Annotated in this window: 16 protein-coding genes, 1 pseudogene and 1 riboswitch; of the genes and pseudogenes, 12 read left to right on the top strand and 5 right to left on the bottom strand. The window is 35.0% G+C overall.

Annotated features, from left to right (window positions below; translation table 11 throughout):
- Positions 1-18: 18 nt before the first annotated feature.
- The 6 genes from ACIGHG_RS19320 (at position 19) to tsaA (ending at position 4,415) form a co-directional block, all read left to right on the top strand.
- Positions 19-696: a copper homeostasis protein CutC gene (locus tag ACIGHG_RS19320; protein ID WP_396550015.1), complete on the top strand. Its 678-nt coding sequence runs from the start codon at positions 19-21 to the stop codon at positions 694-696.
- Positions 697-917: 221 nt separating this feature from the next.
- Positions 918-1,460, top strand: coding sequence for a signal peptidase I (lepB, locus tag ACIGHG_RS19315; protein ID WP_336473034.1), 543 nt, complete (start codon positions 918-920; stop codon positions 1,458-1,460).
- Positions 1,461-1,645: 185 nt separating this feature from the next.
- The gene (locus ACIGHG_RS19310; RefSeq protein ID WP_396550013.1) at positions 1,646-2,386 is read left to right on the top strand and encodes an NAD-dependent protein deacylase; all 741 of its coding nucleotides are present in this window, start codon (positions 1,646-1,648) and stop codon (positions 2,384-2,386) included.
- Between the two features lie 107 nt (positions 2,387-2,493).
- The gene (locus ACIGHG_RS19305; RefSeq protein ID WP_396550011.1) at positions 2,494-3,087 is read left to right on the top strand and encodes a kinase; all 594 of its coding nucleotides are present in this window, start codon (positions 2,494-2,496) and stop codon (positions 3,085-3,087) included.
- A 132-nt stretch (positions 3,088-3,219) separates the two neighbouring features.
- Positions 3,220-3,759, top strand: coding sequence for a GNAT family N-acetyltransferase (locus tag ACIGHG_RS19300; RefSeq protein WP_396550009.1), 540 nt, complete (start codon positions 3,220-3,222; stop codon positions 3,757-3,759).
- A 194-nt stretch (positions 3,760-3,953) separates the two neighbouring features.
- A complete protein-coding gene (gene tsaA / locus ACIGHG_RS19295; RefSeq protein WP_396550007.1) occupies positions 3,954-4,415 on the top strand; it encodes a tRNA (N6-threonylcarbamoyladenosine(37)-N6)-methyltransferase TrmO in 462 nt (153 codons plus the stop codon).
- A gap of 192 nt (positions 4,416-4,607) precedes the next feature.
- On the opposite strand, the pseudogene ACIGHG_RS19290 reads toward tsaA, so the two are convergent.
- The 3 genes and pseudogenes from ACIGHG_RS19290 to ACIGHG_RS19280 all read right to left on the bottom strand — a co-directional run.
- Positions 4,608-4,753: pseudogene (locus ACIGHG_RS19290) on the bottom strand (amino acid permease); the annotation flags it as partial.
- A gap of 128 nt (positions 4,754-4,881) precedes the next feature.
- Complete coding sequence (locus ACIGHG_RS19285; RefSeq protein ID WP_396550005.1) at positions 4,882-5,391, bottom strand: GNAT family N-acetyltransferase; 510 nt, start codon at positions 5,389-5,391, stop codon at positions 4,882-4,884.
- A 193-nt stretch (positions 5,392-5,584) separates the two neighbouring features.
- On the bottom strand, positions 5,585-7,054 hold the full coding sequence (locus tag ACIGHG_RS19280) for an amino acid permease (RefSeq protein WP_396550003.1): 1,470 nt from the start codon (positions 7,052-7,054) through the stop codon (positions 5,585-5,587).
- 107 nt (positions 7,055-7,161) lie between these two features.
- Positions 7,162-7,355, bottom strand: a riboswitch (Lysine riboswitch).
- A 68-nt stretch (positions 7,356-7,423) separates the two neighbouring features.
- On the opposite strand from ACIGHG_RS19280, the gene ACIGHG_RS19275 reads away from it, so the two are divergent.
- Both ACIGHG_RS19275 and ACIGHG_RS19270 read left to right on the top strand, forming a co-directional pair.
- A complete protein-coding gene (locus ACIGHG_RS19275; RefSeq protein WP_396550001.1) occupies positions 7,424-7,720 on the top strand; it encodes a hypothetical protein in 297 nt (98 codons plus the stop codon).
- A 94-nt stretch (positions 7,721-7,814) separates the two neighbouring features.
- Entirely contained in the window at positions 7,815-8,618 is an 804-nt protein-coding gene (locus tag ACIGHG_RS19270; protein ID WP_396549999.1) for a VOC family protein, read from the top strand.
- 347 nt (positions 8,619-8,965) lie between these two features.
- Here the strand turns inward: ACIGHG_RS19270 and pdxR are convergent, their stop codons facing one another.
- A complete protein-coding gene (gene pdxR / locus ACIGHG_RS19265; protein ID WP_396549997.1) occupies positions 8,966-10,411 on the bottom strand; it encodes a MocR-like pyridoxine biosynthesis transcription factor PdxR in 1,446 nt (481 codons plus the stop codon).
- Between the two features lie 128 nt (positions 10,412-10,539).
- Here pdxR and ACIGHG_RS19260 point away from each other — a divergent pair, with 128 nt between their 5' ends.
- Together ACIGHG_RS19260 and ACIGHG_RS19255 are read left to right on the top strand one after the other, a co-directional pair.
- A complete protein-coding gene (locus ACIGHG_RS19260) occupies positions 10,540-11,451 on the top strand; it encodes a DMT family transporter (protein ID WP_336473024.1) in 912 nt (303 codons plus the stop codon).
- Between the two features lie 263 nt (positions 11,452-11,714).
- Positions 11,715-12,005 carry an MDR/zinc-dependent alcohol dehydrogenase-like family protein gene (locus ACIGHG_RS19255; RefSeq protein ID WP_336473023.1) on the top strand — a complete coding sequence of 97 codons (291 nt, stop codon included), beginning with the start codon at positions 11,715-11,717 and terminating at the stop codon, positions 12,003-12,005.
- 45 nt (positions 12,006-12,050) lie between these two features.
- On the opposite strand, the gene ACIGHG_RS19250 is transcribed toward ACIGHG_RS19255, so the two are convergent.
- Complete coding sequence (locus ACIGHG_RS19250; protein WP_396549994.1) at positions 12,051-12,503, bottom strand: NUDIX hydrolase; 453 nt, start codon at positions 12,501-12,503, stop codon at positions 12,051-12,053.
- Positions 12,504-12,625: 122 nt separating this feature from the next.
- On the opposite strand from ACIGHG_RS19250, the gene ACIGHG_RS19245 reads away from it, so the two are divergent.
- Positions 12,626-13,120 carry a GNAT family N-acetyltransferase gene (locus ACIGHG_RS19245; RefSeq protein WP_336473021.1) on the top strand — a complete coding sequence of 165 codons (495 nt, stop codon included), beginning with the start codon at positions 12,626-12,628 and terminating at the stop codon, positions 13,118-13,120.
- Positions 13,121-13,194: 74 nt separating this feature from the next.
- Positions 13,195-13,836 carry an FMN-dependent NADH-azoreductase gene (locus ACIGHG_RS19240; RefSeq protein ID WP_336473020.1) on the top strand — a complete coding sequence of 214 codons (642 nt, stop codon included), beginning with the start codon at positions 13,195-13,197 and terminating at the stop codon, positions 13,834-13,836.
- Positions 13,837-13,853 lie beyond the last annotated feature (17 nt).

The following is a 13,853-nucleotide window of genomic DNA, read 5'->3' as shown; positions in this document are numbered from 1 at the left end:
ACGAAAAGGAGTTAATAAATGCTAGAAGTCATCGCTACATGTTTAGAAGATGCCAAACGGATTGAACGTGGCGGTGGGAAACGGATAGAATTGATTACAGCATTTACAGAAGGTGGTCTTACGCCAAGCTATGCGTTAATAAAAAATGTGATAACTGCTATTTCTATTCCAGTGCATGTAATGATTCGTCCGCATGCCAAGTCTTTCATATATTCTAATGAAGAAATAGGATTAATGAGAGAAGATATTCGAGTGGCAAAAGAGCTTGGTGCAACTGGTGTTGTATTAGGTGTTTTAAATGAAGAGAATGAAATTGATGAAGAAAAGTTAGCAAAATTATTAGAAGTAGTAGAGGGAATGAATGTGACGTTTCATCGTGCAATTGATGAAATGGAAGATTTAGTGAAAGCCGTTAAAATATTGCGGAAGTTTAAAGAGGTCACGCATATTTTAACATCTGGCGGACAAGGAAAAATAGAAGATAACATTTCGGTCTTACGCCATATGCACGAGGCAAGTGAAGGGCAAATAGAAATGATCGTTGGTAGTGGTGTGACGAAAGAGAATGTACAACAATTACTGCATAAGACAGGGATTACACAAGTTCACGTTGGTACAGCGGTGAGAGAAGAAAAATCGTGCTTTGGTGAAGTTGTTGTTCAAACTGTACGAGAAATCGCAAAAATGACTATATAAGTTCATTTTAATGTTTAGACATATAAGTTGCTACTATGCAGGATACATCATGACCTGCACTTACTTGCTCTCTTTGTTTGAAAACCTCGTATGTGGCAGGAAAAGGCCCTGACCGCTTCTATGCACGGCCAGTTGCTCTCGTTCTCCTGTAAAAAAAGAAAGGGGTTTATGTCGTTTTTTAAACTTATATACATATAGTTATTAAAGGAGATAGTGAATATATGAAAAAAAGTGAGATTATGTCATGGGTTAAAAGTATTGCTTTAGCTTTAATTATTGCATTTGTTTGTCGGGCATTTTTATTTACACCATCGCTTGTCCAAGGTGAATCGATGATGCCAACTTTAGAGAATAATGAGAGGATGGTTGTAAATAAGATAGGATTTAGCCTACAAGGGTTAGATCGTTTTGAGATTATTGTTTTTCACGGAAATGAAGGGCATGACTTAGTAAAACGAGTAATTGGGTTACCAGGAGATACAATAGAGTACAAACATGATATTTTATATGTAAATGGTAAAGCAATGGATGAGTCGTATTTAGATGAATTTAAAAAGCAATTATCTGGAGAGATGTTAACTCCTGATTTTACGTTAGAAGAACTAACTGGCGAGAAAACTGTTCCGAAAGGTTCTGTATTTGTACTAGGGGATAATCGTCAAGTATCTAAGGATAGCCGACGATTTGGTTTTGTTTCTGAAAAACAAATTGTAGGAAAAGGTTCGGCAGTATTTTGGCCATTGCAGCATGCTAGAGCGTTATAATAATTTTTGAAAGAAGGAATCAAAACTCATTTGCTGTTTTGATTCCTTCTTTTATTTTCATTAGAACAAACGAATGTGCAATCGATATTTATATAGTAGTCAGGATAAGTTATTAAGGAAAAATTTCCAAGTTATTGCGTATGCCTGTTATAATGAAAAAAGAATGATACATAGAGGTGAATATTGTGCAGCATTATGGAGAAGTGCGTTCTATTATTAACAATGCTAAGAAGATTACAGTGTTAACCGGAGCAGGTGCAAGTACAGAGAGTGGAATTCCAGACTTTCGATCAGCAAATGGTTTGTATGCAGATGCAAACGTAGAAATGTATTTATCAAGAGGATACTATAATCGAAATCCGAAAGAATTTTGGAAACATTATAAGGCAATTTTTCAAATTGATACATTCCATCAATATAAACCAAATAAAGGACATACGTTTCTTGCGCAGTTAGAGCAGACGAGAAAAGATATTGTAGTGTTAACACAAAATATTGATGGACTTCATCAATTGAGCGGGAGTACACATGTCATTGACTTACATGGTACGCTTCAATCTGCTCATTGTCCGAAGTGCTGTGCAAAATATAACTTACAATATATGATTGAACATGAAGTACCGCGCTGTGAAAAGTGTAATTTCATTTTGAATCCTGATGTTGTGTTATACGGAGATACATTGCCGCAATTTCAAATGGCAGTTGAAAGGTTGTATGAAACGGATGTATTACTTGTGATGGGAACGTCATTGAAAGTACAGCCTGTGGCATCCTTTCCGCAAATAGCAAAACGAGAAATAGGAGCAACAACAATACTTGTTAATAATGAACAAACAGGACAAGAGCAATATTTTGATTATGCGTTTCATGAAACAATTGGTGAATTTGTAAATGGAATTTTAGTAGGTAAAGATAGGGAAGAGTGATTGTACGGAAACCAAAATTGTTAAGGCATATAGCTTATATGTTTGAATCTCGTTAAAATTTCATTGTAGCTACTAAAAAAGAGATTTGTTTCAAAGGGGAGAGTAATATGGGGGAGAATGAAAAAATATTACTGGAAATAATTGAAAATAACGGCGTGGGCAGTCGGTTTATTTTAGGGATAGATGGTTTAAGCCGTTCTGGCAAAACAACACTCGTGAAAAAACTTAGTCATAAAATGAAAGAAAAGAAGACCTCGTTTCATGTCTTTCACATAGATGATTATATTGTAGAGCGTGAAAAACGTTACAATACGGGGAATGAGGAATGGTATGAGTATTATAACTTACAATGGGATACGGATTGGTTAAGTCGCAATTTTTTCGGTAAACTAAAATCCGCTAACCATCTTATTCTTCCTGTTTATGATGATGAATTTAATACACATAGTCAGCAGGAAGTTCAACTTTCTGATCCTTCTGTTATTATAGTAGAAGGTGTTTTTCTGCAGCGGAAAGAGTGGAGAAGCTTCTATGATTATGTTGTATATCTAGATTGTCCGAGAAGTAAGAGATTTCTTCGTGAAAGTGAAGATACACAAAAGAACATGACAAAGTTTGAGAATAGATATTGGAAAGCTGAAGAATTTTATGTAAACACAGAAGCTCCTGACAAAAATGCAGATTTGGTTCTAAAAGGATAGGATAAAATAAACAACGCATGACCATTTCATTTCTCCATGCGTTGTTTGTGCTGTGTTTTAAAAAAATTATAATCTATATATATAGATTATAATTTTTTTTAATGATAAACCATAAATAAAAGGGGGATATATATGAGCACAGTTCAAAACAATATTTTTACTAATTATAATATGATACATATTCGTGCTTTCGATCGTAAGAAAGATGATATTGAAGAGTTAACCAAAGTAATAAATAAGTCATATAAAAAACTGTTGGATGTAGGTTTTAATTATTTGGCTGCTTATCAGGACTCTAGTGTTACTCTTAAAAGAATTGATAAGGCATTATGTTTTATTGCCATTTGGGATAATAAAATTATCGGTACAATTTCCTATTACTCACCAGAGAATAATAAAGGGTGCAATTGGTATAACAAAAGCAATGTAGCAGGAATAGGTCAGTTTGGAGTCCATCCTTTTTATCAATCAATGGGAGTTGGAAGAAAATTGCTTGAATTAGCTGAAGAAACGGCAACAAAAGAAGGGGTAGAGGAACTCGCATTAGATACGGCTGAGGGAGCTAGTCATCTTATTAAATACTACGGTGATAAAGGATATCGTTTTATTGAATATGTCAATTGGGAAATTACAAATTACAGAAGCATTGTTTTAAGTAAAAAATTAAAATAACTTATGACAACAAATTATATAAGGAAGACGTTCTATCGGTGAGATGATGTCAATTATTGTTGGAAAGGATTTTTTAGTAAGCATTTTTTTAGTAGATTATTAGCAAAACTTATTAAGTTAATTTAAAAAAACAAAATTTTTTTATAGTTAAATCTCTTATATAATTAAAAAAAGAAGTTTTGGGAGGGATTTATATGGAAATTATAATGAATCCAGTTGCATACGTTCATAATTCTCGTAAAGAAATGAAAGATGATAATTGGGGGAGTGTTGTGTCAGAAGTCGAACTAACTGATGAATTAAATGAATCTGCATTACAAGGAATAGAAGATTTTTCACACTTAGAAATAATTTTTTACTTTGACAAAGTATCTGATGATAAAATTCAGTATGAAGCAAGGCATCCGAGGAATAATCTTAACTTTCCGAAAGTCGGAATTTTTTCGCAGAGAGGAAAAAATAGACCGAATAAATTAGGTGTAACTACAGTTGAATTAATAGAGCATACTGGAAAGAAATTAGTGGTGAAAGGATTAGATGCAATTGATGGAACACCTATCATTGATATTAAACCTGTAATGAAGGAGTTTCTTCCAAAGAATGAAATTAGACAAGCAAATTGGTCTATCGATTTAATGAAAAATTATTGGAAATGATTTGATAGATAGAAGGTCTATCGATACGTTTGTTTTTTATTATTTACAACATTTATAGCCATTGGGCAGTACTTCTAACAAAACAAAAGCCTCCAACATATTAGTCATATATAATATGTTGGAGGCTTTATTTTTTAAGTATTTTTCATATTTATGTCTTGATAATATGAATTGACAGGTTTTTTGTTGTGAAAGCTCACACTTATCTAATGAGATGACTTTTGTTTTCTTTGTAAATTTATATCCTAACCACAGCGCAAAGAAGAGAGGTAGCCGATATAGGAAACGCGTACACCGCGCCAATCGATAGATTTTCTCATAAACGCACCGTAGTATTGTTTTTGCTCCATCAGTTACACGAATGTTCATGAAACCCCAACCTTTGTTTATAGTTCTTATTCTATTATTGTAAAAACATGAGAAATAGGGAAGTAAAGGGATTCGATGAATGATAAGAGTAAAGGGATTACAGCTTGGAAAGTAATGATGGTACTGTAAATGTTTGTGTTAAGCATAAATCATCTCCATCCATTTTCTCAGCTGCTTGATACTGAAACCCATTCTTTTGGTAAAATTTCTCCCAGAAATGAATCGCTGTTTTATTGCTTTTTAATTGCATTACATAATAAGTTCCTTTGTTTTGTTTTAACAGTTCTAAGATTGCTTGATCTGCGATATTTTTTCCGCGGTACGCTTTTAATAAGAAAAGGTCGTTAATGCAGAAGTCTGTTTCTGGTGCCGTGAATGGTGTTTTTGCGAATAGGAGAAATCCGACATATTTTCTTTCATATGTAATAAAGTAAGGAGAAAGCTCATCTCGATTACAAATCAGTTCAAAAGCATCAAATTCAAAAAATCCATTTTCATTTGGATGAAGGGTAGGTGAGAATTCGGATAAATCATGTAAGTATAGGGCATAAAAATTCTTTAATATTTCTAGTTGTTCTGTGGAGACAATTTCTAATGCGATATTCATTTTAATCTCATCCTTTTTTAGAAAAATTTATATATAGTACACTATTCGACATAAAGTAACTATAACCTTTGAACAAGGATTCGTTCAGATAAAAAAAGGTTAACCAACACCATTGTGTTGGTTAACCTTTATCACTTATATTAACAGATAGTAGGAGCCGATAATCAGCAGGGGATGAAGAATCTCCACCGGATTAAAGTTCTACTTTATCAAGAGGAATTACTTTTGTTTTCTTTGTAAATTTATATCCTAACCACAGCGCAAGGAAGAGAGGTAGGCCGATATAGGAAACAAGTACACCGTTCCAATCGATAGACTCGCCCATAAACGCTCCGTAATTTTGTCCTAAAATGACAATGACACAAAGTGCAAATGCGAAAATTGGACCAAATGGGAACCATTTTGCTTTATACGGTAAAGCATTTAAATCTTTTCCTTGTGCAATATATGCTTTTCGGAAACGATAATGACTAATAGCGATTCCGACCCATGCAATAAATCCAGACATTCCAGATGCATTTAATAACCAAATATATACTACACCGTCGCCAAATAAGGAAGCTAGGAAAGCGACACAACCAACTACTGAAGTTGCGATTAACGCGTTAACAGGTACGCCGCGACTATTTAATTTCCCTAAAAATTTCGGTGCTTTTCCTTGTCTTGCTAAATCCCAAAGCATACGAGTTGATGCGTACATTCCTGAATTACCGGCAGATAAAACTGCAGTTAAAATAACAGCGTTCATAACAGAAGCAGCAAATGCAACCCCTGCTTTTTCAAATATAAGTGTAAATGGACTTACTGTTACGTCACTTGCTGCAAGACTATCAGTTGTATAAGGGATCAATAGACCGATAACAAGAATTGCAAAGATGTAAAATAATAGAATACGCCAAAAGATTGAGCGAATTGCTTTTGGAATACTACGCTCTGGATCAGCAGTTTCACCAGCAGCTACACCTAATAATTCAGTTCCTTGAAATGAAAAACCAGCCGCCATAAATACGCCGATGATTGCCATAATACCACCGTTAAATGGTGCGTCTGCAACAGTAAAGTTTTTAAATCCAACAGGCTCGCCACCCATAATACCAAAAATCATCATAAATCCAACAATTAAAAAGATAATAACGGTAACTACTTTAATAAGTGCGAACCAATATTCAGCTTCACCAAATCCTTTAACAGATAAGTAATTTAAAAGAAACATAATGACTAAGCAAATGCCACTCCAAAGAAGGGAAGGTGTATTTGGGAACCAAAACTTCATAATTAATGTTACGGCTGCAAGTTCAGCAGCAATCGTAATTGCCCAGTTATACCAGTAATTCCAACCTAATGCGAATCCAAGCGATGGATCAACAAATTTTGTCGCATATGTGCTAAAAGATCCAGCAACAGGCATGTACGCTGCTAATTCAGCTAAGCTTGTCATTAAAAAATAAACCATAATTCCAATTGCAGCGTATGCTACAAGAGCTCCACCAGGGCCAGCTGTATGAATGACACCACCGCTAGCAAGAAATAGTCCGGTACCGATTGTACCACCGAGAGAAATCATTGTAAGGTGACGAGATTTTAATCCGCGTCGAAGTTCGTTAGTTGTTTGTGCAGATTGATTTGTAGCTGTAGAGGTAACGTTAGTAGTTGCGCCGTTCATGTTCAACACTCCTTTTCTTGTAAGATAGGAAGGAGCGGGGGGAATAAAAAAAACCGCCAAAGGACTTTAGCGGAGCATTTCAAAAATAGCCACCCCATCATACCTTCCGTTAAGATAGCGCCCCACGTTTACACGGTAATTTTGTAAACGTGACAGTTCTGTTCCTATTCGAAAACAGCCCCAGCATATACTTCCAGAGAAGAAGTATAAACTTCGGCAGCTTTTCCTTTTATCCAGAGTTATTGACGTTCTCTGCGTCTCGTCTAGATTACTAATAAAAGCCGCGACCTCTACCTCATCGGATTGATGAGGATTTTTCTATTACTATGATTTTTAATATATGGCAATTGTAATGATTTTCTGAAAATATTGCAAGGATTTTTTTATAGAAAAAAATGGCTATTTAAGAAAAGTGCTTTCAAAATTCATCCCGATCCTAAAAAGTATGTAATAGGTAACCTATTGAAAAAAGGTTATACAATGGTTTCGCATTGTGTTTCAAAAAATCCTTCAAAATTAATAGAAAATTCAGAAAAATATTTTTCGACAAAGCTATTTGAGATGAAATTCTTATTTCCAGGAAGAATCGTATTAAAATTAAAGGCTCCTCTTTCTAGTGGAAAAGATCCTTTAGTCTTTCAATTAGCTTTATTTTTTTCGTTATAATAAACATGAATTAACATATTTTCAGAAGATTTAAATTGCAAGAAATAATTGAAAGATAATACACTAAAAGAATAAAAGTAAGGGTGGTGAGGAGATGTTACAGTTTGATCATCTTGTTCATGTAGTTAGGTGTTCTCCAGCTGAGGTGATAAATCAAATGAAACGACATGGATTTCATGTAGTTCAAGGAGGAGAGCATACGAATTGGGGGACACATAATAGTTTATGTTATTTTGATTTAGCATACATTGAGTTTTTAGCAGTGCAAAATCAAGAGGTTGCAATTGAAGCAGAGAATCCCCTTATTCAACAATCTATTCATAAGTTACAAATAGAGGAAGGAATGCTTCAAATTGCACTGCGTACAGAACAGATGGAAGAGCTTACTGAGAGACTGGTGGCAAAGGGATTTCATATAAACGGTCCATTGGAAGGGAAACGTATGAGGGATGATGGAACTCTATTAAGCTGGAAAATGCTATTTATTGAACAAGAGGGAGACGGCCCCAGGTTCCCATTTTTCATTGAGTGGAGTGAATCGGATGAAAAAAGAAGGGATGATTTACAGAAAAAAGGAGTAATCTCGCCCCATAATAATCACATAATTGGAATGAAAACAGTGTTCTATGCTGTTACTAATGTAAATGAAACAAGCAAACGATGGAAAGATTTACTGCATATAGAAATGAGTCCGCCCAAAATAAATAAGGAATGGAATGCGATATCGCAAGGTTTTTCTCTTGGGAAAATAACGATTCAATTTTGCGAACCGATTGGAAATGGTGTCGTTCAAAATCAATTAAAGAATTACGGTGAATTCCCATTTGCTGTAGAGTTTCAAGGAAAGGAAGAAAATATGAATGTATGTCATATACGGAATGGTATGTACATATTTTAGGAAGAATTAAACTGAATGAAAATTGCCAGAAGTACAGAAACCTACTGTACTTCTGAGTAATTTGGAAAAGGACAAAAGGTAGATTATCTCATATATAAATACATTTTGATATTCTGATATATAAATAATAGGTATTCAGAATACAACATGACCGCTACTTGCTCTCTTTGTTTTAAAATCTCGCATGTGGCAGGAAAAGGCCCTGACCGCTTCTATGCACGGCCAGATGCTCTCGTCTCCCCTAAAAGGAAATGGGTTTTTATGTCGTTTTTTTAACTTGTATATATACAAATAACTTACATGCGTTTAGTGGCTAGTAGTTGGTTAGAGAGATGTCAGAAATAATTTTATGTATGAGACAACTTAATCGCTTGTTGCAGACGAGAGATCCCTTCAGTAATGTGGTTTATATCTACTTTTCCATAAGATAGACGAATGTAACCATCTTTTGCGCCAAAAATACTGCCGGGCATAAAGGCAACTTGTTGTTTTAAACTTTGCATTATGAACTGTTTTTCATTGATAGGTTGTTGTAATTTTCCCCATATATAAATTCCTCCTGTTGGCAAGGAAAATGAGAGTTCTTTCTGGAGTGAATGTTGCAGTGCATCTGCTAACATATTTCTTTTTTGTACTAATTCAGACCGTAACTGTTGTAAATGTGCTTCAAATGGAACTGTTTCAAAAAATTGCTGCATAAGCCATTGCGGAAAAATGCTTAAGCCTAATTCCATTTGATGCCGTGCATCTGATAAGCGTTCAACAACGGACTGCGGAGCAACGAGCCAGCCAATTCGTAATCCTGGTGCTATCATTTTGGATAGAGAATGGACATAAATGACCGTTCCATTTGTATCAATTGATTTTAAGGTTGAATATGCTTGTTCTTTTTTTTCTAATGTTAATAAGCTAGACGGATCATCTTCAACAATTGGAATACGTAAATCGGCACATAAAGATAAAAGAGTTTCTCTTCTCTTCGGATGAAGGAGCGTTCCGGTCGGGTTTTGATAATTTGGATTTAAGAAAATCATTTTAATCCGATGCTTTCTGTGTAGCTCATGTACATCATCTGGATGAATCCCATGTTCATCAACTGGTAATGGGAAAATTCGAATGCCTGCGGATTGAAAAAGAGGCAAGGAATAACAATGTGATGGACTTTCAAATGCTACAGCATCGCCTGGATTTAATAAACATTGCACAATAAGATGCAGTGCTTGCTGGGCGCCGGAAGTAATCATGATGGATTGTTCAGTTGCATCAATTTGTAAGTGCTCCTTCATATATGTAGCTACAGCTTGTCGTAAAGGAAGATAGCCTTGAGGATGATCATAACTTAACGATTGTGTTAACGGTTGTTCGCGTAAAATCGCTTGTAATTGCTGGTGCGGGAACAAATCGCATCCAAGCTCCCCATTTGCAAAATCAATGATATTGTCATTTTGCTGCACTTGCTCACGAATGTAGCGAAGGAGTGGTAAATTAGGTAAAAATGTCCCGCCCTCTACAAACCCCCTCCAATTTGGTGTGAATTTCGGAGATACGCCCCACATATGTGTGCTTACACGCGTTCCTTTTCCTGTTGTACTTTTAACAATTCCCATTGCACGTAGTTCATTATAGGCTGTTGTAATTGTACTTCGATTCACATGAAGTTGCTTTGCTAGCTTGCGTTCTGACGGAAGAAAACTGCCAGGTGGAAGCTCTCCGTACACAATACGTCTTTCAATATAATCAACAACTTGTTGATAGATTGGGATTTTACTATCAGTATCTAATGTCCATTTCATTTGTAACGTCTCTCCTTGTTACTTCATTATCATCATTATAGCAAATTGGCTGGGTAAAAAAACAGCCAATTGGATGGTGTTACATTGGGCCAATTTTACTATGCTAAATGAGGGAAGGAGAGGTTTTGATGAAACAAAGGCAAATGGAAGTGCTCCTGATGTTAGTTGCTTTAGTATGGGGAGCAAACTATACGATAGGAAAATATGGAGTGGCGTATATGTCATCCATTCAATTTAATAGTATGCGCTTTTTAGTGGCGTCTCCAGTTTTGTTGCTTATTACCTTTATTGTGGAACGCTCATTACGTATAGAGAAGAAAGACTGGCTTAGACTGTTAGTGGTAGGTATTGTTGGGACGACTTTATATCAAACACTGTTTATGCTTTCCGTAAAATACACATCTGCGACGAATGCATCATTATTAATTGCAATGTCGCCAATTTTTACGGGGATTTTAGCGGTATTACATAAACAAGAACGCTTTTCTCTAAAAATACAAATCGGATCTATACTATCTTTTAGCGGTGCAGCACTTGTGTTATTAACAGGGCATACGAATCAATCTGCATATGAATATGCATGGATTGGAAATCTTATTGGATTAGCCGCGTCGATTGCATGGGGCTGGTATCCGATTCTGGCTCAGCCGCTTATAACGAAATATTCTGCAATGCGCGTAACTGCTTGGTCGACTTTGTTAGGAATTGTGCCACTTGTATTATACTGCTTTATAAATGTCGAATCGTTAACATGGCCAACTGACATGTTAAGCTGGGGATCATTAGGTTACTCTATTGTTTTTGCCACAATTTTTGGACTTGCAATGTGGTACGTTGGAATTAGTAAAATTGGTTCAACGAAAGTAATGGTTTATATGTATCTCGTTCCGTTATTTGCTGTTATATTTGCGGCCGTAACGATTGGCGAACAGGTAAACATTATGCAGTTGTTCGGTGGATTTGTTATTTTCGCTGGGTTATATATTGTGAAAAAAGGAACAGTGAAGAAGCCAGTATTGAATTTAAAGAAGGTAAGTTAGTATGGAAATGACTACACCGAGAGAGGTGTGGTCATTTTTTTTGTGTTCAGATTGTGTAAATAATGTTATGAAAAACAGTTTTAATTTTTTGAATTGAAGAAAATAAGCAAAAAGTAATACAATGGAATGGGTGGAATATAATTCTATTTTCTGTTGAGTTTCAGAGAGAATACGAGTTGTATCATATACGAAATGGTATGCACTTATTTAAAAAGGAACTATGTTAATTGAAGACAGTTATAGTTATTAAAGGATGGGGAAAGATGGAACAACATTCGCTTGTTTTATGCGGAAAAAGGCATCTTGAATGGAAAAAAGAAGAATTTTATTTAACATCAGAGTTCTATGAAAAGGAACTACGTATAGTTGGTTCTAGTGATGGATTAGATTATAAAAGACATGCAAACTGGTTCTTACAGTATGTGAAGCATACTCGATTTATAAGTCAGCTATTTGAACATGAAATAACACATCGAGAATTAATTCATTGTTTTCAAGAATTGAGTGAAGAAAAAATAAAACCAATAAAAGTATTGGTTAAATATGGTGATTAAAGATTAATTTTACTTTTTGTGGAATAAAAGAGTCGAAAAAGGTAATTATTTTTGTTTGTGTACTAACATTGCTTGCCTCACAGCCCATTGTTGATGATCGTGAACAAGCAACTGCTGTGCTTCAGAAGAAGATACCCAATGTAAAATGTAGCTATCTTCTGTAGGAACATGATAATCTCGTATTTTGCTACATATGTAAAAGTGACCATCATTTAAATAATGTATATCTTCTTTTTCAGCATAAAAGTAACGCTCGGCATTTCCAATATACTGCTGCACCTCAATTTCCCAGCCTAATTCTTCTAATAGTTCGCGATGTAAGCAGCTTTCTTTTGTTTCACCATTTTCTATTCCACTGCCAGGTAAAAAGTATCTTACTCCATTTTGGATAACGGCTATTTTACTAGTATCTTCTTTAAAAATAATTGCATAAGAGCTTGGGCGTGAGATGTATTCTATATGCTGCTTTTTCTCGCCAAAAGAAGGCTTTTTGTACATATTTTTCACCTAATTTCATTTATTTTAATTTAATTATCTCATATGAATCTGGAAGTTAAAAAGGAATATGTATTTTAATATCTAATAATATAAACATTGATGGAAAAAGAGAGGTATGACATATGCACGTTAGGAAAATTAGACCTGAGGATTATACTACAATTCATTCTGTTATGAATGACTGGTGGGGCGGGAGACCGATGGCAGATATGCTGCCAAAGCTCTTTTTTGTTCATTTTCAAGAAACAAGTTTTATTATTGAAAAGGATGGTGAAATTGCGGGATTTTTATGTGGCTTTTTCTCGCAAACTTTTGAGGATGAGGCATATGTTCATTTCATTGGTGTGAATCCGCAATTTAGAAGACAAGGGATTGCATCGGCATTGTATTCTTCCTTTTTTGATGCAGTTCGTTCCAATGGCTGTCACGTTGTTAAAGCAATAACATCTCCAGCTAACAAAAAGTCTATTCAATTTCATCGTGAGATTGGATTTGAAATTGAAAGAGGGGATGATGAAGTGGATGGAGTATCTGTACATACAAACTATGACGGAAAAGGTGGAAGTCGCGTGTTATTTGTAAAGTATATAAATGATGTAAATAGCAAAACGATATAAAATTTTTAATAAAAATCAATATAAAAGGAAATATAAGGAGGGTTGAATTTATATTTCGAAAGGAAAGATCGCAATTGAACAAAGTTTTATACATTACTGCAAATCCAAAAACACCAGATCAATCATATGGACTATCAGTTGGACAAGCTTTTTTAGAAGTATATCGTAACGAGGCTCCAAATGATGAAATTATTGAACTTGACTTATATACAACTAATATTCCGTACATTGATGCGGATGTATTTAGTGGATGGGGAAAGCTACAACAAGGGACAGCGTTTGAAAATCTTTCTGCTGAAGAACAAAGTAAGGTCGCTGCAATTAATAAATTAACAGATCAATTTGTAGAAGCGGATAAATATGTATTTGTAACACCGATGTGGAATTTTAGTTTTCCACCGCTTATGAAAGCGTATATTGATACAATTTGTATTGCAGGAAAAACATTCAAGTATACAGCAGAGGGTCCTGTTGGTTTGTTATCTGGTAAAAAGACCGTTCATATTCAAGCACGCGGTGGTATATACTCAGAAGGACCAGCAAAAGAAATGGAATTTGGAGATCGTTATCTTCGGGCCATTATGAGCTTTGTTGGAATTACAGATGTGCAATCTATTTTTGTAGAAGGTATGAATCAAATGCCGAATGAAGCAGAGAGTATTAAAGAAAAAGCAATTGCACAAGCGAGAGAAGTTGCGAAAAATTTTGCGGAATAATTAGGAAAAAACCCACA

Origin of the sequence: Bacillus sp. NPDC077411, from assembly GCF_044543425.1 — a bacterium.
Lineage (GTDB): Bacteria > Bacillota > Bacilli > Bacillales > Bacillaceae_G > Bacillus_A > Bacillus_A bruguierae.
Note: the sequence above shows the minus strand (reverse complement) of the source record. Positions and strands in the feature narration are given on the sequence as shown.

Bases quoted from the DNA above. Each gene is read 5' to 3' on its own strand.
- tsaA (WP_396550007.1), top strand. From the start codon at position 3,954: ATGGAAATTATAATGAATCCAGTTGCATACGTTCATAATTCTCGTAAA.
- ACIGHG_RS19300 (WP_396550009.1), top strand. From the start codon at position 3,220: ATGAGCACAGTTCAAAACAATATTTTTACTAATTATAATATGATACAT.
- ACIGHG_RS19250 (WP_396549994.1), bottom strand. From the start codon at position 12,503: ATGTACAAAAAGCCTTCTTTTGGCGAGAAAAAGCAGCATATAGAATAC.
- lepB (WP_336473034.1), top strand. From the start codon at position 918: ATGAAAAAAAGTGAGATTATGTCATGGGTTAAAAGTATTGCTTTAGCT.
- ACIGHG_RS19255 (WP_336473023.1), top strand. From the start codon at position 11,715: ATGGAACAACATTCGCTTGTTTTATGCGGAAAAAGGCATCTTGAATGG.
- ACIGHG_RS19320 (WP_396550015.1), top strand. From the start codon at position 19: ATGCTAGAAGTCATCGCTACATGTTTAGAAGATGCCAAACGGATTGAA.
- ACIGHG_RS19260 (WP_336473024.1), top strand. From the start codon at position 10,540: ATGAAACAAAGGCAAATGGAAGTGCTCCTGATGTTAGTTGCTTTAGTA.
- pdxR (WP_396549997.1), bottom strand. From the start codon at position 10,411: ATGAAATGGACATTAGATACTGATAGTAAAATCCCAATCTATCAACAA.
- ACIGHG_RS19245 (WP_336473021.1), top strand. From the start codon at position 12,626: ATGCACGTTAGGAAAATTAGACCTGAGGATTATACTACAATTCATTCT.
- ACIGHG_RS19270 (WP_396549999.1), top strand. From the start codon at position 7,815: ATGTTACAGTTTGATCATCTTGTTCATGTAGTTAGGTGTTCTCCAGCT.
- ACIGHG_RS19285 (WP_396550005.1), bottom strand. From the start codon at position 5,391: ATGAATATCGCATTAGAAATTGTCTCCACAGAACAACTAGAAATATTA.
- ACIGHG_RS19280 (WP_396550003.1), bottom strand. From the start codon at position 7,054: ATGAACGGCGCAACTACTAACGTTACCTCTACAGCTACAAATCAATCT.
- ACIGHG_RS19305 (WP_396550011.1), top strand. From the start codon at position 2,494: ATGGGGGAGAATGAAAAAATATTACTGGAAATAATTGAAAATAACGGC.